This window comes from Dyadobacter sp. CY351 (assembly GCF_021502625.1).
Classification (GTDB): domain Bacteria; phylum Bacteroidota; class Bacteroidia; order Cytophagales; family Spirosomataceae; genus Dyadobacter; species Dyadobacter chenhuakuii.
Map to the genome: position 1 here is coordinate 73175 of NZ_JAKFFU010000013.1, position 25275 is coordinate 98449.

The window sequence follows — 25275 nt, forward strand, 5'->3', positions numbered from 1 at the left end:
TAATTTGCATCGACCTTAATGTTAGATAGAAAGATGGCAGAATCGAACCTGTTCAGTGATGTTTCCCTGTTGATTACCCATTACAATAGAAGTAGTTCCCTCGAACGACTGCTCCAAACGCTGAAAGACCAGCAGATCAGCTTTGGTGAAATCATAGTTTCTGATGATGCGAGCCAGCCTTTGCATTTGGATTACATTAAATCATTGCACAATAAGTTCGACTTTACCCTCATCACCACGCCTGTCAACAAGGGCCTGGGAAACAACATTAACAAAGGTCAGGCGGCTGTCAAAACACCTTATCTCCTTTATATCCAGGAAGATTTTGTTCCGCTTCCTAAATTCCTCGGTGCATTCAAAGACGCCCTGCAATTCATGCGTGAGCGCTCCGAGCTGGACATTGTCCGTTTCTACGCCTATTCCTCTTTTCCATATCTGAAACCTTTCCAAAAAGGCTTTTCTGAAATGTTATATCAACCTTGGTATCTCGAAACGCAGAAAATTTACATGTACAGCGATCATCCGCATTTGCGCAGAAGCACCTTTGCAGAGCGTTTTGGCACATATACCGAAGGCATCAAGTCTGACAAAACGGAATATAAAATGTGCGTTTCCTTTATTCAAAACAATGGTAAAGGGCTGTTTTATAATGATTTCAGCAGCTTACTCAGCCAGGAAAATTCATCCGCCGAACCCAGCACGGTAAAACGCGCAAACTGGCGTCAAAGCTCAAATCCACTCGTCGCCATGGTCAGGTCTGTTTACAGGGTTTTCAAATACAATTACGACCTGCACGTCGACACGAGGTTTAAAAGACCCCGATAGGCCGATCAGGACGGCTTTTTGTAGGAACCTTCCTCCGGCAAGCGGGAGTTGAAATTGGCCAAAAACCTTTTCCGCTCCTTATTGATCCGCGCCATGAACACTTTGGTAAATGTGTCACCGTCGCGCTGCAATGTGCGGATTCCCGTCCAGGCCCTGGCCTTATTGGACCTCACCTGCCTGATCTTGCCATATTTCATCAAACCCAGGCACAGCTGTCCGTCATCTCCCCAGAAATTGTCATTGATAAAACCCACTTTCAGGCCCAGCTCGCGAATGTAGCCCATGCTGATACCGTAGGCGTTGTAATAAGGGCGGTTGATCTGCCTTACCTCCGAGATAATGTCTTTTCCCGTTTCCAGCAGCCCAAGTTTCCATCTCGGGAATCCCTGCTCGCTGATGAACGAATAACGCCCGTAAACACAAACAACATCGGGTTTGCTCAGCACACGGATCATTTCCTGCACCCAGCACGACGGGTAAAAACAATCAGCGTCAGCCAGCAGCACGTATTTCCCCTTGGCATTCAGCTGGCCGTGCTGCCGTGCCGGGCCGCATCCCTGCTTTTGCTCAAAAAGGCCCTTAACAGCCAGTTTGTCGATCGTGTCCTGCGTCCGGTCCTTGGAATTGTTGTTCACAACAATGATCTCTAACGGATAATCGCAAACAGTTTTGGAAAGGCTTGAAATACAGTTCAGAATGTTGATCTCTTCATTCCAGGCCGCAATGAGCACAGTCACTACCGGCTCGTCGCTAATGATCTTTTTAAGGTCCTTGTTAATGGAATCGAACACATGCTGGGGTATTTCTTCAAACTTTTTATAGCTTTTGCTATAATCGGTCAGCCACTCCGGATTTTCGCTAAGATTCATACAGTTATAAGTTATCATTCACCTTGCGGCGAATTTGAGCCAATACGTTTTAACAATGCCAGCCGCTTCCGCGTAACCGGTTGTGATCACGCTGCCGATCGAGAAAGGATGAAACCGGTTCAATCCCCAGTAACCCACGCCAACGCCTATTAATGTGGGTATAATGCCTGCAATGGCAACCCCATACACATTATGCGTGATGGCAATGCCCAGAAAAGACGAGCAAACGCTCGCAATGAGCATGACGACCACTTTTATAAAATTGATTTTCGGCTGATGGATTACGTCCAGGGTAAGCGCAAAAAATCTGTCCATGGGATACAAAAGGGCGAAAGTCATGAACAGCCGCATGATGTTGGCAGCTTCGGTATCCATGTATTTTTTGCCTCCGATAATGCCGATCGCTACATCCGCCAGCAGCAATGCCCCAATGCACACCGGCACAAGCGCGCAGGTAAGCAAGCCCGTATATCTTTTCATGATCTCGATCACCCGCTCTTTGTTGCCTGCGTTGTATGCCGCAGAAAGTTCCGGCATCCCGGTTGCCGCAAAGCTGCGCAGGGGAATTTCGATAATTTCCATCAGGCGCTGGCCCAGGTTATAGACTGCGAGCGCGGCAGGCCCGAGCGTAAAGTTAATGATCATCGTGTTGGACGTGCCAAACAGGTTGGAACTGAGCGTTGTGCCCACGCTGTATTTTCCAAAATGAAACAGCTCACTGATCCCAGCTTTCGTACGGGAGCCAAATGCAGCAATGCGTGACCAGCCCATGAAGATGGAAAACAGGCTCGTTGCGATGGCTGCGGTAAGGTAAGCGTAGATAATGTTTTGCAGACTGGCCGTTTTTGTAACGGCCATAATGATGACCAGCAGGATAAAAACACCCTGATTTACAAACCGGATATATAACAAATGATCAAAGCGCTGCTCTGCCTGGACCACACAAGTGGCGATAAAGTAAGGAAGTGAAGCAACATAAATAACGCCAAACCATTCTACAAACAGGATCAGCGAAGGATTTTCGAGATAAGGCGAAAAGAAATAAGCAGGAACATTCAGGACAACAAGGATGGCCGTGATGGCGCCGGCTATAAACCAGGTTGAACCCACCACTTCGGCTTTTCTTTCCGGCGTTGCGCCCGCGTAAAACTTAATAAATGCGGTGGTGATAAAACCCGAACGGAAAGTGTCAACAAGCAGTAAAACAGAGAGAAAGAAAACCCACATCCCTATGCTGGCCACCGAAAGCGTCCTGTACAGGATAATCATATTCAGCATACCCAGAACGGACATAATGCCGTTTCCCGCCAACGATAGAAAGTGCTTGTTTTGTACTTTTTGTAAAAGTTCGAATCCCATTTAATAATGACTGAGGAAATCGGTATGGCCGGGTTGTGTAGACACAAATATGGAATTTATTTAATAATATATTGTTGATTTAGCGAATTAATTTTACAGATAAATTAACTAATTTTCCACCTTGTAAGGACCGCATGTGACAACATAATACACATCTTTTATGCAACATAATTTTCCAGAGACTACTTTGCTGATAACCCACTACAACAGAAGCGGTTCGTTAGAGCGATTGTTAACAACATTCCAGAACCTGGGTTGTCAGTTCGCCTCTATCGTAGTGTCTGATGACGGAAGCAAGCCCGAACATCTCAACAAACTTGTTGCATTAAAGGACCGTTTCACCTTTGAGCTGGTGACCACGCCGGTAAACAAAGGCCTCGGTGATAACATTAACAAGGGCCAGGATGCAGTAAAGACGCCTTATACCCTTTATGTGCAGGAAGATTTTGACCCGACGGAAAAATTTCCGGAGACTTTCAAGGACGCGCTGCAGTTTATGAATGAGGACAAAGGGCTCGACATTGTCAGGTTCTACGCGTATTTTGCCCATCCCAAACTGAAACCTTTCAAAAAAGGATTTTCGGAAATGATATTTTCTTACTGGGACCCGAGCCACCTCAAATTTTACATTTACAGCGATCACCCGCACCTGAGACGCAGCAATTTTCTTGAAAAATTCGGACGCTATCCCGACAAGGTAAATATCAACCTCAGCGAATATACCATGGCCATCAATTTCTTGCATAAGAAAGGCAGAGGCCTGTTCTACAACGAGTTCACGACCATTTTTGAACAAAAAAACACTGCGCAGGAGCCCAGTACGCTGGACCGGAGGAGCTGGAAGCTAAGTGAAAATCCACTGGTGCTGCTTACGCGCTTTTTTTATCTGCGTTATCGCTGGCTGAAAAACAGCATGGATCTTGCGTTGAAAAAGTAATTTAGGAATCGATCGAGGAGGCAATAATCCAATTTATGTTAACCAGTCCGGCTACAAAGTATTTTAGGTTGTATTACGCAGGCATTTATCTTGGATTAGCCCTGATATTCGGCTCTCAATACTTTACTTACCGGAATGTCAAGGACCTGTCCCTGAACAACGAAAGGCTCAATGTCACGATCGGCGTTTTGAACCAGACGGCGAATTTTGGGCTGGTTACCAAGGACTTTCAGTCCAATATGCGGGGATTTCTGATCACGGAAAACAAGGATCTGCTGGCCGACAATTATAATAAAAAAGTGCAGCTGGTAGAGATCAGCGACACGCTTTTTAATCTCGTCAAATCCAATCCGGTTCAGACGCAACGGGTTCAGGAATTATTAAAGATTTCAGGTGATATTGTCGCCTATACCCAGAACATTATCACAATTTACAGGACTGTCAGCGCAGATTCTGCGTTCAGCGAGATCAAAAAGGGAGAAGGAATCCGGCTTAACAGCCTGCTGAACAATCAAATCAGGCAGATTGAACAGCACGAACATTACAACCTGAACAAGCGCCGGCAGCTCGTTTCCACTACGCAGAAGAATTCAGAATTTTTCATTTTCGCAACCAGCGGTGTCGGATTTTTGCTGACATTGTTTGCCATTTTTTTCCTGAACAGAGACAAGCGCAAGCAGCATCTTTTGCAAAAGGAACTGAATGAAAAGGAGCGCCTTTTGAACCAATATCTTGAAGCGATTCCCGATGGCGTAATGGTGGTGAACCAGCAAAAGGAAATTGTGCTGCTCAACCAGTCGGGGATGGAAATATTAGGGATCAAATCGCGCAAGATTGAGACCCTCGAGGAGGAAGTGCAGCAGCTCGTGCTGCGTGACCCAACCAATTACCACGTTCAGTTTACGGCTGAAACCTTACCCGTTGCAAGAGGCCTGGCCGGAGAAAAGCTGACCGGCAACAAGATTGACCTCATCAAAGCAAACACCATTTACCACCTCGAAAGCAATGTGCAGCCGGTGGTAGGCATTGACGGTGAAATCACAAGCGCCATTACCGTGTTTCGCGACATTACCGAACGCGCGAATTACGAAGCTACGCTGGAAAAAGCGCGGATACTTGCGGAAAAGTCGGTAAGGGTGAAGGATATATTCCTCTCCAATGTGAGCCATGAGATCCGGACCCCACTTAATGCGATAACCGGGTTCACCAACCTGCTGGTTAGCGAGCTTACCGATCCCAAGAGCCTGGAATTTCTTGGTTACATTCAATATGCCAATAAAAATCTGCTGGAATTGATCAATGATATTCTCGACTTTTCCAAAATTGAAGCCGGACAGGTGCATCTTGAAAAAGGATCTGCCTCAATCAGGGATTTGATAAAGTCCATATCAGCCATTATGAGGCAACGGGCTGGCGAAAAGGGCATTTCCTATGAAGCTATCCTGGCCGATAATGTTCCGGAATTCATTGAAACTGATAAACTCAGGCTCACGCAGATCTTGTTGAATGTTTGTGGAAATGCAATCAAGTTCACGGAAACCGGCGGTGTAAAATTACGCGTAACCCCTGTGAGCGATCTGGTTAATGGCGTTCAGACGATCCGGTTCCAGGTGGAGGACACAGGGATAGGGATTGAAAAGGATAAGCTGGCAAGCGTTTTCAATCGGTTTGTACAGGCTACGGAAAGCACAACCCGCATTTTTGGAGGAACTGGGCTTGGGCTAAGCATTGTAAAATCACTCGTTGAGCTGTTCGACGGAAAATTGACGCTGCAAAGTGAGGTAGGAAAAGGCTCTGTTTTTACCATTGAAATCCCACTTAGAATAGCCGAGCACGCCGCTCCTGAGGCGGAGATCGAAAATGTGGATGACATCAGCAAGACGGTGTCATCACTACATATACTCGCAGCCGAAGATAACTTATTGAACCAAAAATTGCTTTCCGCTATATTTGAAAGAATGAAGATCCCGCTGACCATTGTCAACAATGGCCTGGAAGCAATCCAAAGCCTGGAAAAGGGCGGTTTCGACATTGTGCTGATGGACATTCAAATGCCTGTAATGGACGGATATACGGCGATTAAGGAAATCCGGCAGTCCATTTCGAAGACAATTCCGATAATCACCATGACCGCACATGCCATGATTGGTGAAAAAGAAGAATGCCTTAGCATCGGCGCAAACAGCTATATTTCGAAGCCTTTCAAAGAAAGCGAACTGTTGTACACGATTGCCCATTTGGGAAATAAAGAAAATAATAAAAAAACAGCACCTGCTCACGACCAGCCTCTTACTAATAACACAATGACCAACAGTATCCTAAATCTCGAATATCTAGCCGAAATAACCGGAGGTGACCGCGAACTCCGCGACGAACTCATAAGCATGTTCGAAAATGATAGTAAAATACAGCTGAGCGCTATCCGGGAGGCGTCAAAAACGCGTGATCTGGAACAAATGAGACAGGCCATTCACAAATTCCGGTCGTCACTGTTCTCTGTGGGGCTGCTTACCACTGCCAATCAGTACAAAGATTACGAAGCGAAGTTAAAACAGGGGATCTGGGACGAAGAGGACAACCGCAAATTATTGCAACTGGAGGCCGATTCCACGCAAGGCCTGGCGGAACTGAAAATGTTATAATGCGTTGATCGCCTTGTAGATTTCAGCAACGCTGTTTTCCCAGCTATGTGAATGGGCAAAGGCCTGCCGCTTTTCCGCTTTGGCGCCTGAATCTTCGGCCAGAGCTTTTTCTATCATTACAATATATTCTTCCTTGTTTTCGGCCAGATACACGTAGTCGCTGAAAACATCCATCGCATTAGTCCTTGTGGCTACAACAGGCTTACCGAGAGCAAGATACTCATCTATTTTCCTGGGATAATTGCCTATGGTAAGCTGGTTGAGGAGCTGGGGATTAAGGCATACGTCGAATGAATTGATATAAGCCGGAAGTGTTTCTGCGTTTTTTGAGCCCGTAAAGATTACATTGTCAAGTTGGTGCAGCGTGCTTTCCTTAAACACATCATCCTCCGGTCCAACGAGCACAAGCTGCCACGCCGGGCGTGAAACAGCGATATAATGCAGCAGTTCCAGGTCCAGCCGTAAATTTTGCAAAGCCCCCACATAACCGATCCTTGGCCCTGGAATAGATGCAATGTCAGCTGGTTCGTCAGCGCCTATACCGGAGCTGAAAAGTTCGAGGTCACAGCCCTGCCCTACGTAAAAAGTATTGGGATTATATTGTTTGCAGTAAGCGGCCAAATACGTGGAGTTAGCAACACAGATGTCGCTTTTCGCGATCAGCTCCGGTTCAAGCTTAGCGCCGTGCTTAGCCCAGTACTCCACCCCTATCATGTAATCACGCGAGTAATATACGGACAGCCGTGGTTTGAGATAATCCTTTATGTAAAAACTCCGGAAAATATCATTGTCATTAAAATGTATGACATTCTCGAATCCAAGCTTTTTGAGCGCCCTGGCAATCGAATCGACAAAAATCCGGTTGTTCCTGGCATTGAACATTTTAAAGATATCGTCGAAAGAGATCCAGTTTATCGACTCGATCATGCGATCGGGATACAGCACCCAGAGATTTTTTTCTACTTCTTCCAGGCCACCCTCCTGCTTTTGAAGCACGCGCAGGCGCCTGACGATTTTCGGATCGGCACTATGCCGCATGGCAGTAATGCGGTCCAGCGGCGCATTGACATATAAAACCCGGTGCGACTTACTGAATTCCAGTGCGATATTTTTACAGTTACTGCCAATCTCCACATCCCATGCCTGCTGTCCCGTGATAACGATATCCATATCTGATCGTAGTGAGTGAAAGAATCTGGTTAGGATGTGAGCCTTTTTCTCTCCCGCTGATCCAAAATCCTGGTCACCGAAATAATGGCAATGGTTAACGAAAAATAAATGTTGGCAGGAAATTGCACAAGTGCTTCCTGCGGGTAATTCCCTAAGTTATATGCAAATACAATCAGAAGCATGCACAAGCAGTACGTTTTTAATTCCGGGTTACGGATCTGGAAATAATTATCGATCCCGACCTTCAGGATGGTGAACATCAGGCAACAGAATATAAAGAGTCCTACCCACCCCAGCTCCACGGCAACGCGGACGTAACCGCTATCCGGCGGGAATTTGGCCAGATAAGAATTGGGAGCAAACCGCACGCCCCAGACACCCGTCGCCCCCAGCCCGCCGCCAAACGGATGCGATTGAATGAAGGGCTGAATGCGTTTCTGATTGATTGCGCGTGTATTGAATGAAGCATCGTCCGAAGGCTTGAACGCCGACTGAAAGCGAAACAAGGTTGGATCGGATGTGGGCATAAGCACAAGCACCACGGTCAGCGAAAATGCGAAGACCGCAAATACGAGAATCTTCTTGCTGAATTTAAGAATACAAAACATGATAAGCCCTCCGGGAAGGAGCACATAAGCACCACGTGTGCCGGAATAAAGCATAGCCATCACGAAAATGACAGCCATCACACCCAAAACCACTTTTTTCCACATTTTAAGATCCCCCGAAATCAGGCCTACGCATAGCAATGTGCTCACCACCATGTGATAGGAAAACGCAACCGGATCCGAAAAGATGGAGAACTTACGCCAATGTCCGTTGATAAAGAGCAGATCGGAAATCAGGGGATCAGAATATAAATACTCATTTTCTGCATCCGAAAAGCCGATGAATTCCTGCTTGAAGCCATATAAAGCTCCTATAACCGACAATCCAAGCCAGAGTTTCAGGATCAACCTCAGAAACTGGATCGTATTGATCTGATACACGAAGACGAAATATGTAAGCATGACAATAGCAACCGACCGGATCGTATACACCCACGCAAGGCGCGATTCGGCCGTAGGATTCCCCACCTGAAGAAAGTTATAAAACACCCAGATGACAATGATGGTGCTTACCGGCCCTTTCAGGATCTTCCAGTTAGGGTTTTTCTTTTGCGAGATAAAAAAACCAAGCATTAACAGAATTTCGACGCCGTCGACAGCCGTTCCCCACGGAAAGTTAATGCCCAGCCGGATAATTGAAAAGACAAAAATGGCGAGCATGAGCAGGATAATGATGCCGAATTTGGGATACGCCACAATTCCGTACAGCACGAGCACGCCAACAAGCGCGGCAATGATCAGCACACCAACTTTAAGTCCGAACACTGCATTTGCCCAACCAAAACCGACAGAGAAAAGCAGCAAAAAGAGCATTCCTGGAATGTTCTGCAACTTTTCGTCCCAAAAGATCCGGCGCAGATATCTTCTAACAGGACCGGCAGAATCAGGGCTGGAAGGTGTTGATATTTGATGAATTTCCACTAAAAGAAGACTATTTTAAACAAGAAAATGAACACGCTTACGAACGCCAGAACCAATGCAGCCTGCCGTACTTTTTGTTCAAAAGGGGGCAGCTCATCGAAACTTTCCTTTCTTTTCTTGCCGAACTTAGATGGATAGATTTTCATAATGTTCGCTCTTGCGATCCTGAACCATGTTTTGTGGCAACAGAAATCTGATTGGCCTTACCTGCTTTCAATAGTGCGAGTATCTGAAAAGATATAAACTTCGGAATATTCACGAGCGACTGATAGATCCGCGGGTCCGTTGCTGAGCTTTTCAACGAGATGTAAAACCCAATCACAAATGTGCAAAGCGCGGCAAACCAGGCTAATGCAATGCCGGGCGCTATAAACAAATTGATCAGCATAAACAGCACGGAAAGCAACAGGAAAATAAACAAAGGCGGTCGCAACAGCACCAGGCCAAACAGCGTCTGGTTCCAGTTGAAATTCGCCAATCCTCTGAAAAAGACGCCGAAACCCAGCGCAAAATACTTGAACCAGGTGTTGATCCACCTTGCCCGTTGCTTCACCAACTGGTCTGTACCCGTGGTTTTCTCATCGTATACAACGGCCCGTTCAGCAAATGCAATCCGGTATTTCCTTCGTACAATCGCCTCCTGCAGCACTTTATCAAAACCGGCCCCGGTAACATCCAGATGTTCCAGACATTCCCTGTAAAGCGGAACCGTAAATGCCATTCCCGAACCTGCCAGCGTTGCCGAAGAGCCAGCCCCAAAAAGCACTTTTCCATCATAAAAATGATAGTAAATGTCCCTGGCAGCATCCAGACACGCATAAGTGCTATCCAGGTTCTTAGCATCCCGAACACCTTGCACTGCATGGAAACCCCGACTGAAATAAACATTCAATTCGTCGAGATAACCCGGATCGGTCAGGTTGTCGCTGTCGATAATGGTCAGGTGAGAATGCGGCCGGATGAAGTTCCTGATCGCGTAAAAATGGGAACGGGTGTTGCTGCCGAGGACCGTTTCCGGCCGGAGCAACGAAACCTTGTCCGAGCCAAAATGCAGATTGCTGATATCGCATTTATCTGCAACCACATAAATATGGAAATTGGGATAACGGACCTTTAAAAATGCGCTCACAACTGCCGGCAGCTGTTGCGTTTGCTCATAAGCCGTCACAATCACAGCGTAGTCGGGGCTCGTGGTCACCGTGTTTTTCGAACGCCCTTTAACCGACCTGCGCACCGTGTAAATCAGCAGCAATGTAACCGGAAAGATCAGGTTGAAGCCAATAACGCATTGGATAAGCAGCCATATGTATCCAATGATCATCATACTTCTACGGGTTTGTCAATTTTGCCTGCCTGCTCCGGAATGTCTTCTGTGTTGGTCAAAACCCATCCTGAGAACTTTTCTTCCAGGCTGTTCAGATACTGGATCTTGGATTGATCCTCGCCTGAAATCGTTTCCCCGGCGGAGAATACAGCAACCACGCGATCCGTAAAGCTGATCCACTCCTTCGCCTTGTTCATAGAAGTAAGCGCATCGGTTTCGATGAGGACAATGTCAAATTGGGTTTTCAAAACCTGGATGCGCTGCGCGATCATCTTCTCATCCGAAAGTTCAAGTAATGAGACATCTCCGCCTTTATTTCCCAGAATGCTGATTTGTCCCGGGACCGCTTCCAGCAAGTCGTTTTGTTTCAGATAATTTTCAAAAAGCCTCGATTCCGGATTCAGCTTGGTAATGTCGGGCTGGTTAAAATTGCCGTCAATGATCAGGACCGTTTTGTTGATCTTGGAAAACGCCCAGGCCAGTGCGACCACCAAGGACGTTTTACCAACATCATTAGAAAGGCTTGTTACTGCAATGATTTTCGGATCGCTCAGCTCGCTGTCCAGTTCGTAGCGGATAGAACGAACGAGGTTTTTATACAACCGGATCGCCTTGCCGTCGGAGGAATTCATGCCCGAAAAGCTCAGGCCGGAGTCCTTACCCAGCGAATTGAGATAACCCAATACAGGCCGGTCCGTCGTGTTCGCCAGTTGGAGCGGATATCTGATGGATTTGTCGAGATAAAAAAGGATGAAGAAAACAAACACGCAGAATGTAAAGCTGATAACACCTGAAAGCACGATCAGCACCATCTTTTTAGAAGCCTGAACCGTTCCCGGCATCGCTTTCTCGATAAGCCTTAAATAAACCGGAAAACTGAATTCCAGACTCGCATCATTATATCGCTGCAAAGCTTCAATGTATTCTTTGCTCGCAATGTCGATACTGGTTTCGTATTCCTGGATCGTGGCTTCATTTGGCACAAGTCCGTCAAATTTTTTGTTCAGCCGGTTCAGCTCGCCCTGGATGGAAGCCACACTGTTTTTAGCCATTTCCAGCGAAATTTCCATAGTCAGCTTCTTCCCTACAAGATCCTGCTTAGTCACCATCGGATTGTAAATGTATTTATCCGAGGCCGCATCTATCTCAGCCGAAAGAATGTTCCTGACCGAGTCCATGCTGGCTTTCAACTTCGGGTTGAAATTGCTCGCGATATAGCGTTCATTCAGGTCTCTCAGCGCCCGTTTATCGCTCACAATGCTTTGATTAATGCTCGTTAACGCACTTTCAAAGTATTTTCTGTCCGCAGGATTAAATTTGTTGTCAATGTTCTTGATAGCAGCATCGTATGCGATAATTTCCTTCTGGGCAACTTCCCTTCTGGTTTCATAATCTGCCATTTGACCGTAAATGCTTCTGGCCTGCTCATTCAGGTTCATCACCCGGTTCTTGATCTTAAAATCCCGGAGCTTGTTCATCCTTTCATTCAGAGCGACCTGCTTTGCAAGCATAAAGCTTTGTAGGAAATCAATCGTTTTCTTGTTGTTTTCAACCACGCGTGACGAATTGAAACCAATGGACTCCTGGCTCACTGCGTTCACCACATAAGCAGCAAGATCCGGATGTTCTGCTTCGTATTCAATATCGATATAGTCACTGTTCCCTGCGCGGTAAACGACCAGCTTCTCGCGGATTGCGGCAGCATCATAGCCCATGTCTGTGATGATGTTGTTAAGGCTGTTTTCATAAGCTTTTGAGAGATCAAGGCCTTCGCGCGCTTTGTATTTTTTGGTCAGGAAGTTGATGGCCTTCGCCTTATCCGCCTTACTCATGCTTTCAAGCTGGTCCACAGGCTCCCGCCATGTCGAGTCTTTCAAATCTTTCAAATCGTTGATCATCAGCCGGTAAGATACCAGATCGAGATTGCGTTTCAATGTCATCATCTGGATAAGGCTCTCAAACTTGCGGTTGATCTGAGACTCCTGCTCGTCCTTTTCCTTCGTAACGACCTGATCGGTTTTATCAATAAGGCCCGTTGCAATCCGTGCACGCGACTCGAAAGTGTCGGGCAGCTTCTGGACCAGGAAATAACAAATAATAACCGTAATCAGCGGAACCAGGATGAGGGTGATCTTATTCCGTTGTAGTAATCTTAAAAATTGCAGCACTTCGCTCATTTGATATCTTCCAGTTTTTGTCCAATGATTTCTTCCAAACTACTTTTCGCCACCAGGACCTCGCCCTCCGCATTCACAATGTTCTGACTGTAATCCGATTGTACGATCAATGCCTGGTTGTAGTTCTGTAATGTTTCTTCACCTTTTTCAAACCGGTGTCTGGCGTTGGTAACCGCATCATTGATATCCAAAATAGACGACGACCTTATCCGCAGCACGGCAACCTTCTGCATATAAGTGAAATAGCGCTTTTTTACTTCTGCCTCCATGTTGAGATCAAAAGCCTGTTTGTCGTATTCGGCCGCTTTGAATTCACTCTTGGCTTGTTTTACCTGATTAGGCTTTTGCAGGATAGAACCAATGTTGGCAAAAAAACCAAACTGGTAACCGCTCAGTAAATCAGGCGAAACAGAGCGGTTATTATTGTTAGGACTGTACAGATATGAAAATGAAAAGATGTCAAAATAAGAAAGCTTGGCCTTCTTGATGCCGTTTTCAGCAATGTTGACCCGCGCTTCGTACATTTTGACCCGCGGATAATTTGTCTTGCAGGCGGCGATTAACTTTTCGAGATAAGCATAGTCCACATCTTTGCTCAAAGACTCCTGTGCGTGCGTTGTGAGGGTAATCAAAAACAAAGGAATTAAAAACACTGCGTATCTCATTGACATCAATTTTTAAAAAAATAACTTATTTAAAATGAATATTGCTTGATTATGTAGTTATAAAAAATACATTTGACTAAAATTACTTCTACTTTTCCTGCCTTAACAAATGGCCTTTTCTGACCGAATCAAGAGTAACCCCCGTCTAAAAAAGTTCTTTCACTGGCTTCTTATCCCTACTAATCAGGCTCGTCCGAGGCTTTGGGTGAGAGTGATACTGAACCGGTTTTATCATCGAAAAGGTAAAAATGTCATCATCAGGAGCTGGGTAAGAATGGATGTATTGCCATTCAATCCCTTCTCAATCGGAGACAATTCTATGGTTGAAGACTTTACGACGATCAATAATGGTGTGGGAGAAGTTAGGATCGGCAATAACTCGCTGATTGGGCTGGGTAATGTGATCATCGGCCCGATTACGGTTGGGAACAATGTGATCCTCGCGCAGAACATTGTCGCCAGCGGATTGAACCACAACTACGCCGATATCAGACAACCTATTCACCAGCAAGGCGTTAGCGTAGCGCCAATTGTGATTGAAGACGATTGCTGGATCGGCGCCAACACCGTTATCACGGCCGGGGTAAGGATAGGAAAACATTGCGTAATTGCCGCCGGGGCCGTTGTCACTAAAAATATCCCTCCCTACTCTGTGGCTGTGGGCAACCCTGCGCGGGTTATCAAGCAGTACGACGCGTCCAGCGATGAATGGATCAAGACCATTTAACATAAGCGTGTAAAAGTAATTTCGATAATGTTATGATAAGGAGGGTTATACGTTTTCTGATTGCAAGAGGGCCGGGAATGTTTTCAAGATAATCTGCATATCCATTTTAAAGGAAAATTCCTTGGCATAGGTAATGTCCAGCTGCGTCCTTTCTTCTTCCGACATGTCCGCCTTCCCTTTTCCGCGCTTGGTCACCTGCCATAAGCCGGTAAGACCTGCCGGGCCGGCGAAGCGGAGGATTTTATCGTCGGTCGTCATTTTTTCGGCTTCGTAAAGCGGAAGCGGACGGTTACCCACCAGCGACATATCGCCTTTCAGAATGTTGATCAACTGCGGAAGCTCATCCAGACTGCTGTTTCTTAGAAACTGTCCGAAACGCGTGATCCGCGGATCATTCTGGAACTTCATAAATGCTGCTTTCTGATCTTTCTGAAAGTGATAAAGCTTTTCACAAATTTCTCTCCCGTCATGGAACAATAAGCTTTTGCATTGATTTCCTGCTACGCATTCGTCGCATAAACCGTTGCTTTCTATCTGATTGGCCGCTGGCTCGGCGACCTTATTGTACATACTTAATGCAGCCATCTTCCGGATGAGCTGGTCGGCATCTGTACGCATGGTGCGGAATTTGTAAAGGTCAAAGATCTTGTAGCCGCTCCCTACTCTTTTTGATTTGTAGAAAACAGGGCCTTTTGAATCCAAACGAATCAGAAGTGCAATTAACAGGAACACGGGAAGCAGCAGGAGCACCGCACCACCGGTCGAAATAACGTCGATCGACCTTTTCCACAACGGCGTGCGCGTGTTTTCCGCGCTGATTTTTTGCGAAGCTTTGCTGGCCACATACCATTGCCGTTTTTTGAAATAACGGATGCGGGTAATGAGGTCGCCATCATCGAACCGGACCGAGAAAACGTCGTCGGCGTGATGCTTGCGGGCCGTTTCGATCGCCTCGCTGCTGAGCTTATCCACCATCAGCACGAAAGGAATGTTACCGAAACCAGCCGTGTTCCGGATCGTGTCCAGCAGTTCAAGGCCGCCGCTCTCGCTGTGCGCGAGAATGATATCCGCAGGATAATTTTCTTCGAGGGCATGCAGAACGCCCTCTTTTGAATCGAAATATTCAACCTGCAGCGTATCCGAATATTGTTCGGAAAATTTCAGATACTGTTCCAGATCCTTGTTCAGATAAATTACCCTGAACAAAGCAACATAGGATTTTGACTCAACAACCATTCCTCCGGACGTGCTTGCCAATTCCATATAATATTATTGATTAAGAGTAGCGTTTACTTCGGCGGAGGATCGCGTTGATCTTGGCATGAACCTCCATAGGATTGAATGGCTTTAACATAAAGTCGTCGGCACCCAGGTTGAGGCACTGGATACGTTCGCTGCTTTCATCAGATCCCGAAAGGATGATCACAGGGATATCAGCATACAAATTGCTGGCTTTCGCGACCTTTAAAAACTCTTTCCCGCTCAGATTCGGCATATGCAGGTCCGCGATGATGAGGTCGGCCTGGTTTCCCTCTTCCAGCCACAGCATCCCTTCGGACCCGTCATTTTTAATTACAACATTAAAGTCCTTTTTCAAAAAATGCTCCAATATCTTGGTAATACTGGGTTCGTCATCTAAAATCAAAAGATTTCTTCTACTGCTCATAGGTGGGTACAAATTATTCAAATTATCAAGGCCTGTTAAGGTGTTTCGGATTATGGCTTTCGCCTGGGTTGGGATGGTTGCCTCCTAAACCTATAAAATAATAGCTAATTATTCCGTAGAATTAATAATAATACTTTCCATTGCAAAATCTATCCGGAAATATTATCAGGAGACCCTTATTTCTGCGCATCAGATCATATTAAAAGCATCAAATTTTGGTGTTATCAATCGATTTCCAGAAATTATTATACAGGGTAAATGTATGAAGGGGCGTGATGATGCTGATAGTAAAATTAAGTACTACAATCGAATTCACAAAAGATAAAGGTTCTAAATTAGAAAATATTGCAAAGTAGTTCTACGACAGGCTTGTAACCGCTATATCGCCAGGGATTTACAAGTCAAATTTTGAAATTTTACCTATTTTCTGAACTGCAACCGGAGCGTTGCAGCCGTGCTGACGGCGGAATCATTTTGTTGGGCAGGAAACCATAGCGGCCCTCCGCTGATGATGCGGATAGCCTCAGGTTGTAAAGGTTTTTTCCCTTGGGCTGTGAAGTCGGTTAATGAGCCATCCGCATTTATTTTAAAACTGACGATCACCTCACCATTGCGCCGGGCAGCGCGGGTTTGCTCGTCCAGGTAAGCATTGTAAGCATCCCAGCCCATTAGCGGACGGGCCTTTACCGGATAAATTGATTTGAATGCTGCAACTGATGGTGCCGTTCGCAGCGTGGATGCAGTTTCGGGCACAACATGATTGCTCTTTTTATACTTGGGTTTGTCACTCAGGCTGTTGGCCGCAGATGACCTGAGCGGGTCGCGGGCCGAATAGCTGAATGCCTGTTCCTCCGGCGCAGCCGATGCGGGAACGCTCACCTGATCAGAATGCTCTGCAATCCTTACTTCCTCATTAAGATTAACTTCAACCTCAGCAACAGCCGGTTCCAATTCTTTGGCACGTCTCGGTTTGGACTCAGCCTTCGGTGTGGATTTTGAAGCTGAAACAGCAACCTCGGGTGTATTGGACAAACTCGGTTGAGCTTCCGGAGTGGGCTTGGTCAACGGCTTTTCCACTGGCTTTTGACTGATTTCACGGATTATTTCTTGTTTTAGGTCTGAAACAAATACAAGCCAGCAGGCGCCCAATGTAATGATCAGCGATGCTGCAGCGCCATAAGCCCAGAGCGGCACCGTTCTTTTACGGCTGGCAGAAGTTCTGTTTTCTAATCTTTCACGGAGCTCTTTGTTAATGTTGGCAAAATCGATCTGATTATTTTGCAGTAAGAGAAATCCCTCATAGGCATCTGCAAGCAAGCGATTTTCAAGCATTTCCTTTTCCAGCAAATGCCGCTCACGGGAAGACATCTCGCCGTTCTGATAGCGGCGAAAATCTTCGAATCCTGATGTATCGGACCTATTTGCTTTCATTTTTTTCAATGCAAATTTTCAGGTTACGCTTACCATTCTGAATATAACTCTTCACCTTGCTGGCTTCGAAACCAGTCTCTTCGCTGATTTCTCTGTAACATTTTTCCTCTATATAAAACAGCTGGATTGCCTTCCGCTGAGCGGCCGGCAATGTGCCCAGACACGTTTCCAGTGCCTCGAATTTCCTTTCTCCAAAAAGTGGCTCGTCCTCTTCATATGAAACCATTATGGATTCAACATCCTCACTGTCAGCCTGATCTGCCGTCACAAATGTCCTTCTAGCCCGCAGCTGCATCAGGCAGAAATTCCGGGATACGCTGTGAAGCCAGCTTTTGAAATTTTCCACTTCATGACTTTTTAATTCAACCAGCAACTTTTCAAATATCTGCATAACCGCATCCTTGCTCGCATCTTCGTCCTGCAAATACTTGTAACACAATGCAAAAACCATATCCATATAAGGCTCGTAAAGCTTGCCCAATAAGCCAGCGTCCCCCGAGCTGCGGTAAGCAGCGAGTTGCTGAGCTTCTGAAAGCGGTGCTACGATGTCTCTTTTGAATATCTTTAAAAACTTCACATGAGTCGAAAATAGAATGACCTCCGTTTGTTAACCCTTAGATGCAGCTTTTTTAAAATTCCATAAAAAAAACTGAAAAACTTTTATGGAATCGTCCTGGTGCGTGCATCCAGCTGATAAACAAAATCTATTAGCCATGAAAATCAAAATTGTATTGCTCCTCATTGCCGCCCTGAGTGCATTTTCAATGCTCCAGACCAGGAAGATTTCCGGAGTTGTAACGAATGAAAACGGAATACCACTGGCAGATGTCATGGTTATGGTGGAAAAAACATTGCCGCACACTAAAACCGATTCGCTAGGAAGATATGAAATTCAGGTTCCGGCTTATGCTGCCTCGCTTACGTTTGTAATACCCGGCTATACATCCAAAAAAGTAACATTAGGGACTTCAAATGTTGTGAACATAACCTTTGCAACCGGCAAAACGGACTTGACGGATGTTTTGACCAAAAGCCGTTATCCTAAGCATAAGGTTACCGGCATTGTTGCCAATATGGAAATGAGCACGGCCACCTTCGCAGTGCCTGCCCAGCGCCACCAGCCCCTGGAAACGGAAAATTATAATCCGGTTAATGAAAACGGCTTCCAGATTGCATCCCAAACGCCCGTCACCGCATTCTCGGTTGATGTGGACAGGGCTTCATATAGTAACACACGCCGGTTCCTGAATTCAGGCCAGATGCCTCCCGTAGACGCGGTGCGGATCGAAGAAATGATCAACTATTTTGATTACGAGTATGTGGGTCCATCCGGGGCTCATCCCATCGCTGTTTCGACCGAAATGACCGAGTCGCCATGGAATCCGGGTCTTAAACTGCTGCATATCGGCTTGCAGGCGAAGCATATTCCCATGAAAGAGCTGCCTGCCTCCAACCTCGTTTTTCTTATCGACGTGTCCGGTTCCATGTCGGACCAGAACAAGCTTCCCCTTTTGAAACAAGCTTTCAAGCTACTCGTTGACCAGCTGCGGCCGCAGGATAAAGTTTCGATTGTAGTATACGCTGGCGCGGCCGGTGAGATTTTGAAACCTACATCCGGAAGCGAGAAAATGACCATCAAGGAAGCGCTCGACGGACTTGAAGCGGGAGGATCAACGGCTGGCGGCGAAGGCATTGAACTGGCCTACAAACTTGCAAAAGATAACTTCCTGAAAAATGGCAATAACCGGGTTATCCTGGCAACGGATGGCGATTTTAATGTGGGTGTTTCCAGTGAAGCAGCATTGCAGCGGCTTATCGAAGAAAAACGCAAAGAGGGCATTTTTCTAAGCATTATGGGATTTGGAATGGGAAATTACAAAGACAGCCACATTGAAACCCTGGCTGATAAGGGCAACGGAAACTACGCTTACATCGACAACATTCAGGAAGCCAGGAAAGAATTTATCCAGGAATTCGGTGGGACGTTGTTCACGGTTGCTAAGGATGTTAAAATCCAGATAGAATTTAATCCAAGGCATGTAAAAGCTTACCGGCTGATTGGTTACGAAAATCGCGCGCTTAAAAACGAAGAGTTTCATGACGACAAAAAGGACGCAGGCGAAATGGGCTCGGGACACACGGTAACAGCATTGTATGAAATCGTTCCAGCAGGCTCCGAAAGCCATTATCTCGCTAAAAACGACCCGCTGAAATATCAGAAAACGGATGCTTCGGAGATAGGCAAGACGGATGAAATGCTAACATTGAAGATCCGCTACAAAAAGCCCGATTCGGAAGTAAGCACACTGTTCGACCTGCCTGTCAAAAATGCTTCCAAACCCTTTGCTTCCTGTTCTGAAAATCTCCGGTTTGCCAGCGCAGTGGCGGAGTTTGGCTTGTTACTGCGCAACTCTGAATTTAAGGGGAAGGCTGATTATAAAGATGTGCTTGCCCGTGCGAAAACGGCACTTGGAAAGGATGAGGAAGGCTATCGCGCGGAATTTATCCAACTGGTAAAAACTGCAGAAGCACTGGACGGCAGGAAAGAGGTTGTCAGGCGGGATTAATTATGACCTTGCATCAGGCGGCGCCTAATGCAAGGCCTATAAGGCGCTTTCCTTCATCACTATAATGGAGAGAAAGCGCCATATTTCTTCCCTGATCACTCATTTTTGCCCAGGTTTTCTGTAAAATATTGACCATTTTTTCCTCGCTGGTTTTCGCGATCAGGTCGTCGTATTGGAATTGCAGGAAAACAAGGCACAGTGCATTCTCCATGGTTTGCACTTCCTCATCGTCTTTGATGCGCTGCTTGCGGATGATCTGCTTCACGCGCTGGATGATTTCATCCTCATAACCGACGGATTCCAGTATTTCTGCTGCCTTTGCAGCGTGAAATTTAGATAAGTCAGTGCGCCATTTGAGATAACCTACCCTACCCTCCGGATAACTGCTGCGTGCGATTTCCCAGCGCCCGATATGCTGTGCGCGGGATGCGAGTAACAGGCTTTCGCTCGCTTCGGGGTCCAGTTTCGTAACCCATTCATGCAATTTCAGCGCATAAAAATATTCTGACGGATAACCAGTTCCGTCATAGGTCAGATGTTCGGGGGCATTACGGTTATAATCGTCAAAAAGCGTGAATGCTTTTTCCAGGTTTGTCATTTCAAAATGTGTTTCAGAGGTGGTGGGTCTACTTTACAGCTTTAAATTTCAGTGAAATCCGGGTCATTCTTGGGTAATCGTAAGCGGTGCTCTGCGTTTTCATGGTAAAAAACTCATTGCTTGCGTCTTTTGGATCAATGGTCCATTCACCACCCTTCACATTTCCATCAGCGGCTCCTACTGTCAGGTTTTTGTCAGTTTGCCTCCATTTCAGGATAAATGGTTTGGTATCACCCTTAAATACACCCGAAAATGTGCCGTCCTTACGAAGCTCAACCATTTCCATATAGCGCTCGAAATCAATTCCGCCAAATTGCTTGGTCATTTTTCCGTCCTTGAAAGTAACCGCGTCATTGACCGCGATCTCATCGATTTGCCACTGTTTCACCTCCGTGAGCAATGCAGCCGCATCCGCAGGACTATCCGCTCCGCTTTTGCAGCTGCTGAAATTGATCAAACAAAACCCAACAAGGATTGAGAAAACCGCTTTTTTTAAATACATAGAAACACCTGATTGCTGTATTTCACAAATATAGCCACAACACAACATTCACAATCATTTTCCTGAACCTAGTCCCGGTTATACATGGTTGTCAGGTTCAGCAAATACTGTTGGTGCTCGTCTGTGATCTGGCCTGGTGTAAGCCGCCATGACCAGTTATTCTCGTTGGAGCCGGGAATGTTCATAATTGCAGTCTCATCCAGCCGCAGCACGTCCTGCAAAGGCAGTATGGCCGCTTTTGCCACTGAGGAATAAGTAAGACGCGCCAATACATCACAAATGTTTTCTTCTGTTACCTCATAACCAACGTATTGCCCGATCAGCTCTTTGATATCATCGTCCTTCGCCGCCTTAAACCAGCCTAATGTGGTGTTGTTATCATGCGTGCCCGTGTAGGCATAAAAATTAGCGTTGAAATTGTGCGGAATGTGATCCGACTGCGCCAAGTTTTCACCAAAAGCAAATTGCAGCACTTTCATCCCCGGCAGCTTGAATTTGTCCCGCAGTTTATAAACCTCCGGACTAATTTCTCCCAGATCCTCCGCGACAAAAGGCAAATCCCCTAGTGCGGATTCTATCTTTTTGAAAAATTCCTCGTCAGGGCCCAGCTTCCATTCTCCATTTACGGCTGTTTTTTCATCACCCGGAACTTCCCAATAGTCGGCAAATGCACGGAAATGATCCAGTCGCACAATGTCAAACATTTCAATGTTTTTGGCCAGGCGGTCCACCCACCATTTGTAATCTTGCTTTTTCACCGCACCCCAGTTGAATACAGGCATTCCCCACAGCTGCCCGTCATCCGAGAATGCGTCAGGCGGCACGCCTGCAATGCCGGTGATCTTGCCCTCTTCGTCCACGCAGAAAAGCTCAGGGTTGGCCCAAACGTCCGCCGAATCATAGCTTACATAGAAAGGAATGTCACCCAGGAGTTTGATATCCTGTTCATTACAATAGGATTTCAGCTCTTTCCACTGCTTATCAAAAATGTATTGCTGCCACTTGATAAATTCAATTTTATCCCGGTCAATTCCGGCCAGCGCATTTGCGTCACGCTTTCTGAACTCTTCCGGCCACGTATACCAGGGCTTGCCATCGTGCTTTTGTTTGAGGGCAATATAAATGGCAAAATCTTCCAGCCACTCTTCATTTTTTTCACAAAAAGCCTGAAATGCTTCCTTCGCCTCAGCAATGTCCAGCGAAAGGAATTTCTCATAAGCTTTTGACAGGAAGTCATGTTTTAATTTCCCTGCCTGCTCGTAATCGGCTTTGCCATTCTGCGGAAGCACAAATTCAGTCAGACTATCCAGTTCCAGAAGTCCTTCATTCGCCAGCATTTCCGGGCTGACCAGTAGCGGATTTCCCGCGCGGCTGGAAAGTGCGCTGTATGGCGAATTGGATTGCGCCGCTTCTACCGGATTAAGAGGCAAAATCTGCCATAATTTCTGTCCGCTTTTCGCAAGGAAATCGGCGAATGCATATGCCTCAGATCCAAGGTCTCCGATCCCGAATGGGGAAGCAAGGGATGTAATATGCAGCAAAACACCTGCCTTACGCTCATTATCGGGCTTCTTCCCTTTCAAAACCGCAATAGGCAGACCATTGAATATTTCTGCTGGGGTTAGTTTCCCTTCATAGTTGGCTTCCTTTCCGGTGAGCATTTCTGTCCAGGCGGCCTCCATATTATCCGGCAGCACTATGGACGTATCCTTCCAGTCGAGGTCAAAAAACGCCTTTCCCTGCTCTTTGCATAGCATTGCACTGTGCAGCGGAATGGCTACAACCAGGAATTCTTTTTTATGTTTCCGGGCAAAAGCCAGAATATGATCTTTATAGGCACCGCGGATTTTCAGCGGCACATACTCCCCTTCTGAGAAAAGGACAGGATTGGTTTTTCTGAGATTGTAAAGCTGGTGTGTAAGCCATAGTTTGATCTGCCCCGAATTTCTTGTTTCCCACAACTTTTCCAGCAGTCTTTCGGTATCATAATCCTCAAATTCCTTTAACCAGGTTTTGCGGATTTCATAGTCAAACGGCCTGCGATTGTCAGGATCCACAAGACTCAAATCCCAGAGTTCGGTTCCCTGGTAAACATCCGGAATGCCCGGACATGTAAATTTCAGCAGCACCTGCGACAAGGAATTCACTATTCCTGCATCGGTAATCGTTTTTAAATACTCCTGGAAATCCTGAAAGAACGGCGACTGCGGATCGAGCAGGGCAAGTGCAAACTCCTCCGTACTTTTCTCATAGGCCTCATTGGGCTCAGCCCAGGTTGTATCTGTTTTGGCTTCGCGAAGTGCTTTTTTTAGATAATCGCCCAACCGTTCGGCAAAGTCGCTTGCATCCTCGCCTGGCATCGGATAAGCTCCCACCAATGTCTGATAGATCAGATACTCGTCATTATCCGTTGGTCCGTCCGCCTTTTTCAGCGGGGCATTTAGTTTCCGCCATTCGTTGACTTTGGCGATCCACTCTTCGGGCAGGTCGGTGAGCACATTGAGCCTCGCTCTTACATCCTCACCCCGCTTCGTATCATGCGTGGAAGTGGTGTTCATTGATAATGGCCATTCCTTCCGGCGCACCCGCATTTTGTGATGGAAATCCTTTACCGACATCCCAAAGCGGTCTGGAAAATCTCCCACATCATTATGTCCGATGAAGCGGTTATAAGTATACATTAATGTATCCTCTCCCCCTTTGGCCATCAGCGGCCCGGAGAACTGCATCCAGCGCTGATAAAATTCCAGCGCTTTGGCATTATACGCATCATCATTGTCAACCGTTTTCTTCAAAATAGCCTCATCAAGCATTTCTGCTGCGTCCGCCAGATCGGGATGATGCTCCTTAACCTCGGTCAACACAGCCCTTACTGCTTCGATTTCAGTCTGTGATAAAGGCATTTCCTTACCATAATAACGGTAAATAGGGCAATGGATCAGAAATTCGCCAATGGCTGCTTTAACATTGTCTTTACCAACAGTTTCCAGTTCGTGCAGATCGACCAATTCCAGATCCGTAAACAGTTGGTAGAGATTATCCAGCTCCCCGCCCATGTGGTTGTTCAGGATTCCAGACTTTTTTTCCAATAACTGCTCCCTGATGGTGTCATCCGTTTCGGTAAGTTCGTGGTAAAAATCAGAGAAGAGCTCTTCCGCCCCGGCATTGGTAAGAACATTGTTCACATCGGCCAGAAACTCATAGCCCGAAGTGCCTTGAATCGGCCATTGCACAGGCATGGACTCATCTTTTTCAAGAATTTTTTCAACAATAAGATAGGTGTCCTGGCCTGCGAGTTCGCGAAGCTTATCCATATAGCCCGCGGGGTCGTAAAGCCCGTCGATATGGTCTACGCGCAAGCCCTGGAAAATACCTTCGTCTACAAGTTGCCTGATAAATTGGTGATACTTTTCGAAAACGTCATCCCGCTGCATATTAAGGCATATCAGGCCGTTTACAGTAAAAAATCTACGGAAATTAATTTTCGAATCGGTTTCCTGCCAGAAGCAAAGTAAGTATTCCTGCCCTTTGGCAATCGAAGTCAGTTTCTCCTTATCCGCATTGACCGAGGCTATGACCTGATCGATCCAGCCTTTGATCTTTTCGTTTTTCATCAGAGAAGAAAGTTGAAGCAAAAACTCACTCCAACGCTGCGAAAATACTTTGGCATCCTCGGCCTCGTGAATTTCGTTCAGCTGGGTGACCAATTGCTGGATCGTCTCAGGAGCATTCTCCTGATCTGTGCCGAGCAGGTTCATGTAAGAACGGATATTCAATGGAAATGTCGCCCCTTCGTAATTGATAACCAGCTTGTTTCCGGCATATTCCAGTTTTAGCTGCTCATTTTCAATCACTTCTTCGAGCGTAGCGCCCAGAAATGGGACCATTAACTTACCCTGAAACAACTTACTATTCCAGGCAATATCAAAAAACGAAGCATATTCCGACTGCTGCCCTTTTTCGAGCACATCCATTAACCACTCATTTTCTGAATGGAATGCCATGTGATTGGGAACAATGTCCTGCAACCAGTCTATATCCAGTTGCTTCAATGTTTCGCTTATTTTTTTTAATTGCTCGATAGTTCCTATTTCCGGATTGATGATTTCGGGGCTGATGCCGTCGTAACCGTGCGTGCTGCCCTTTGTCGCAGCCAAAATAGGAGAAGCGTAAATCGTCCGGACGCCCAGTTTCTGTAAATAAGATATCTGGTTCTCGAAGTCTGAAAAGGAAAAATCTTTATGAAATTGTAACCGATAAGTAGCTGTTGGATTCTTCATAATGGCT

19 protein-coding genes are annotated in these 25275 nt (G+C 46.2%); 5 read left to right on the forward strand and 14 right to left on the reverse strand.

Annotated features, from left to right (window positions below; translation table 11 throughout):
• Nucleotides 1-18 precede the first annotated feature (18 nt).
• Complete coding sequence (locus tag L0660_RS22265; RefSeq protein WP_235161372.1) at nucleotides 19-825, forward strand: glycosyltransferase family 2 protein; 807 nt, start codon at nucleotides 19-21, stop codon at nucleotides 823-825.
• Nucleotides 826-830: 5 nt separating this feature from the next.
• Here the strand turns inward: L0660_RS22265 and L0660_RS22270 are convergent, their stop codons facing one another.
• Complete coding sequence (locus L0660_RS22270) at nucleotides 831-1694, reverse strand: glycosyltransferase family 2 protein (protein WP_233796063.1); 864 nt, start codon at nucleotides 1692-1694, stop codon at nucleotides 831-833.
• A gap of 18 nt (nucleotides 1695-1712) precedes the next feature.
• Entirely contained in the window at nucleotides 1713-3053 is a 1341-nt protein-coding gene (locus L0660_RS22275; protein ID WP_235161373.1) for a lipopolysaccharide biosynthesis protein, read from the reverse strand.
• Between the two features lie 160 nt (nucleotides 3054-3213).
• On the opposite strand from L0660_RS22275, the gene L0660_RS22280 reads away from it, so the two are divergent.
• Together L0660_RS22280 and L0660_RS22285 are read left to right on the forward strand one after the other, a co-directional pair.
• The gene (locus tag L0660_RS22280) at nucleotides 3214-3990 is read left to right on the forward strand and encodes a glycosyltransferase (RefSeq protein WP_235161374.1); all 777 of its coding nucleotides are present in this window, start codon (nucleotides 3214-3216) and stop codon (nucleotides 3988-3990) included.
• A gap of 35 nt (nucleotides 3991-4025) precedes the next feature.
• Nucleotides 4026-6632: an ATP-binding protein gene (locus L0660_RS22285; RefSeq protein ID WP_235161375.1), complete on the forward strand. Its 2607-nt coding sequence runs from the start codon at nucleotides 4026-4028 to the stop codon at nucleotides 6630-6632.
• Here the strand turns inward: L0660_RS22285 and L0660_RS22290 are convergent.
• From L0660_RS22290 to L0660_RS22310, 5 genes are all read right to left on the reverse strand, one after another.
• On the reverse strand, nucleotides 6627-7802 hold the full coding sequence (locus L0660_RS22290; RefSeq protein ID WP_235161376.1) for a glycosyltransferase: 1176 nt from the start codon (nucleotides 7800-7802) through the stop codon (nucleotides 6627-6629). The genes L0660_RS22285 and L0660_RS22290 overlap by 6 nt on opposite strands.
• Before the next feature lie 29 nt (nucleotides 7803-7831).
• A complete protein-coding gene (locus L0660_RS22295; RefSeq protein WP_235161377.1) occupies nucleotides 7832-9331 on the reverse strand; it encodes an O-antigen ligase in 1500 nt (499 codons plus the stop codon).
• Between the two features lie 142 nt (nucleotides 9332-9473).
• Nucleotides 9474-10655: a glycosyltransferase gene (locus tag L0660_RS22300; RefSeq protein WP_235161378.1), complete on the reverse strand. Its 1182-nt coding sequence runs from the start codon at nucleotides 10653-10655 to the stop codon at nucleotides 9474-9476.
• Entirely contained in the window at nucleotides 10652-12832 is a 2181-nt protein-coding gene (locus tag L0660_RS22305) for a lipopolysaccharide biosynthesis protein (protein WP_235161379.1), read from the reverse strand. The genes L0660_RS22300 and L0660_RS22305 overlap by 4 nt, the downstream gene beginning before the upstream one ends.
• Nucleotides 12829-13497 (reverse strand): TolC family protein, encoded by a 669-nt coding sequence (locus L0660_RS22310; RefSeq protein ID WP_235161380.1) that lies wholly within the window; start codon nucleotides 13495-13497, stop codon nucleotides 12829-12831. The genes L0660_RS22305 and L0660_RS22310 overlap by 4 nt, the downstream gene beginning before the upstream one ends.
• A gap of 319 nt (nucleotides 13498-13816) precedes the next feature.
• On the opposite strand from L0660_RS22310, the gene L0660_RS22315 reads away from it, so the two are divergent.
• The gene (locus tag L0660_RS22315; protein ID WP_275978149.1) at nucleotides 13817-14224 is read left to right on the forward strand and encodes an acyltransferase; all 408 of its coding nucleotides are present in this window, start codon (nucleotides 13817-13819) and stop codon (nucleotides 14222-14224) included.
• A gap of 45 nt (nucleotides 14225-14269) precedes the next feature.
• Here the strand turns inward: L0660_RS22315 and L0660_RS22320 are convergent, their stop codons facing one another.
• From L0660_RS22320 to L0660_RS22335, 4 genes are all read right to left on the reverse strand, one after another.
• The gene (locus L0660_RS22320) at nucleotides 14270-15487 is read right to left on the reverse strand and encodes a sugar transferase (protein ID WP_235176576.1); all 1218 of its coding nucleotides are present in this window, start codon (nucleotides 15485-15487) and stop codon (nucleotides 14270-14272) included.
• A 13-nt stretch (nucleotides 15488-15500) separates the two neighbouring features.
• Nucleotides 15501-15890, reverse strand: a complete 390-nt coding sequence (locus L0660_RS22325; RefSeq protein WP_026630356.1) for a response regulator transcription factor — start codon at nucleotides 15888-15890, stop codon at nucleotides 15501-15503.
• 420 nt (nucleotides 15891-16310) lie between these two features.
• Entirely contained in the window at nucleotides 16311-17321 is a 1011-nt protein-coding gene (locus L0660_RS22330) for an energy transducer TonB (RefSeq protein WP_235161382.1), read from the reverse strand.
• Nucleotides 17308-17898, reverse strand: coding sequence for an RNA polymerase sigma factor (locus L0660_RS22335; RefSeq protein ID WP_235161383.1), 591 nt, complete (start codon nucleotides 17896-17898; stop codon nucleotides 17308-17310). Before L0660_RS22335 ends, L0660_RS22330 begins: the two co-directional genes overlap by 14 nt.
• Before the next feature lie 136 nt (nucleotides 17899-18034).
• Between L0660_RS22335 and L0660_RS22340 the strand changes: the two genes are divergently transcribed.
• Nucleotides 18035-19888: a von Willebrand factor type A domain-containing protein gene (locus tag L0660_RS22340; protein WP_235161384.1), complete on the forward strand. Its 1854-nt coding sequence runs from the start codon at nucleotides 18035-18037 to the stop codon at nucleotides 19886-19888.
• Between the two features lie 13 nt (nucleotides 19889-19901).
• Here the strand turns inward: L0660_RS22340 and L0660_RS22345 are convergent, their stop codons facing one another.
• The 3 genes from L0660_RS22345 to treY form a co-directional block, all read right to left on the reverse strand.
• Complete coding sequence (locus tag L0660_RS22345; protein ID WP_235161385.1) at nucleotides 19902-20486, reverse strand: DUF4202 domain-containing protein; 585 nt, start codon at nucleotides 20484-20486, stop codon at nucleotides 19902-19904.
• 28 nt (nucleotides 20487-20514) lie between these two features.
• The gene (locus tag L0660_RS22350) at nucleotides 20515-20988 is read right to left on the reverse strand and encodes a hypothetical protein (RefSeq protein ID WP_235161386.1); all 474 of its coding nucleotides are present in this window, start codon (nucleotides 20986-20988) and stop codon (nucleotides 20515-20517) included.
• A 68-nt stretch (nucleotides 20989-21056) separates the two neighbouring features.
• On the reverse strand, nucleotides 21057-25268 hold the full coding sequence (gene treY, locus L0660_RS22355; RefSeq protein ID WP_235161387.1) for a malto-oligosyltrehalose synthase: 4212 nt from the start codon (nucleotides 25266-25268) through the stop codon (nucleotides 21057-21059).
• Nucleotides 25269-25275 lie beyond the last annotated feature (7 nt).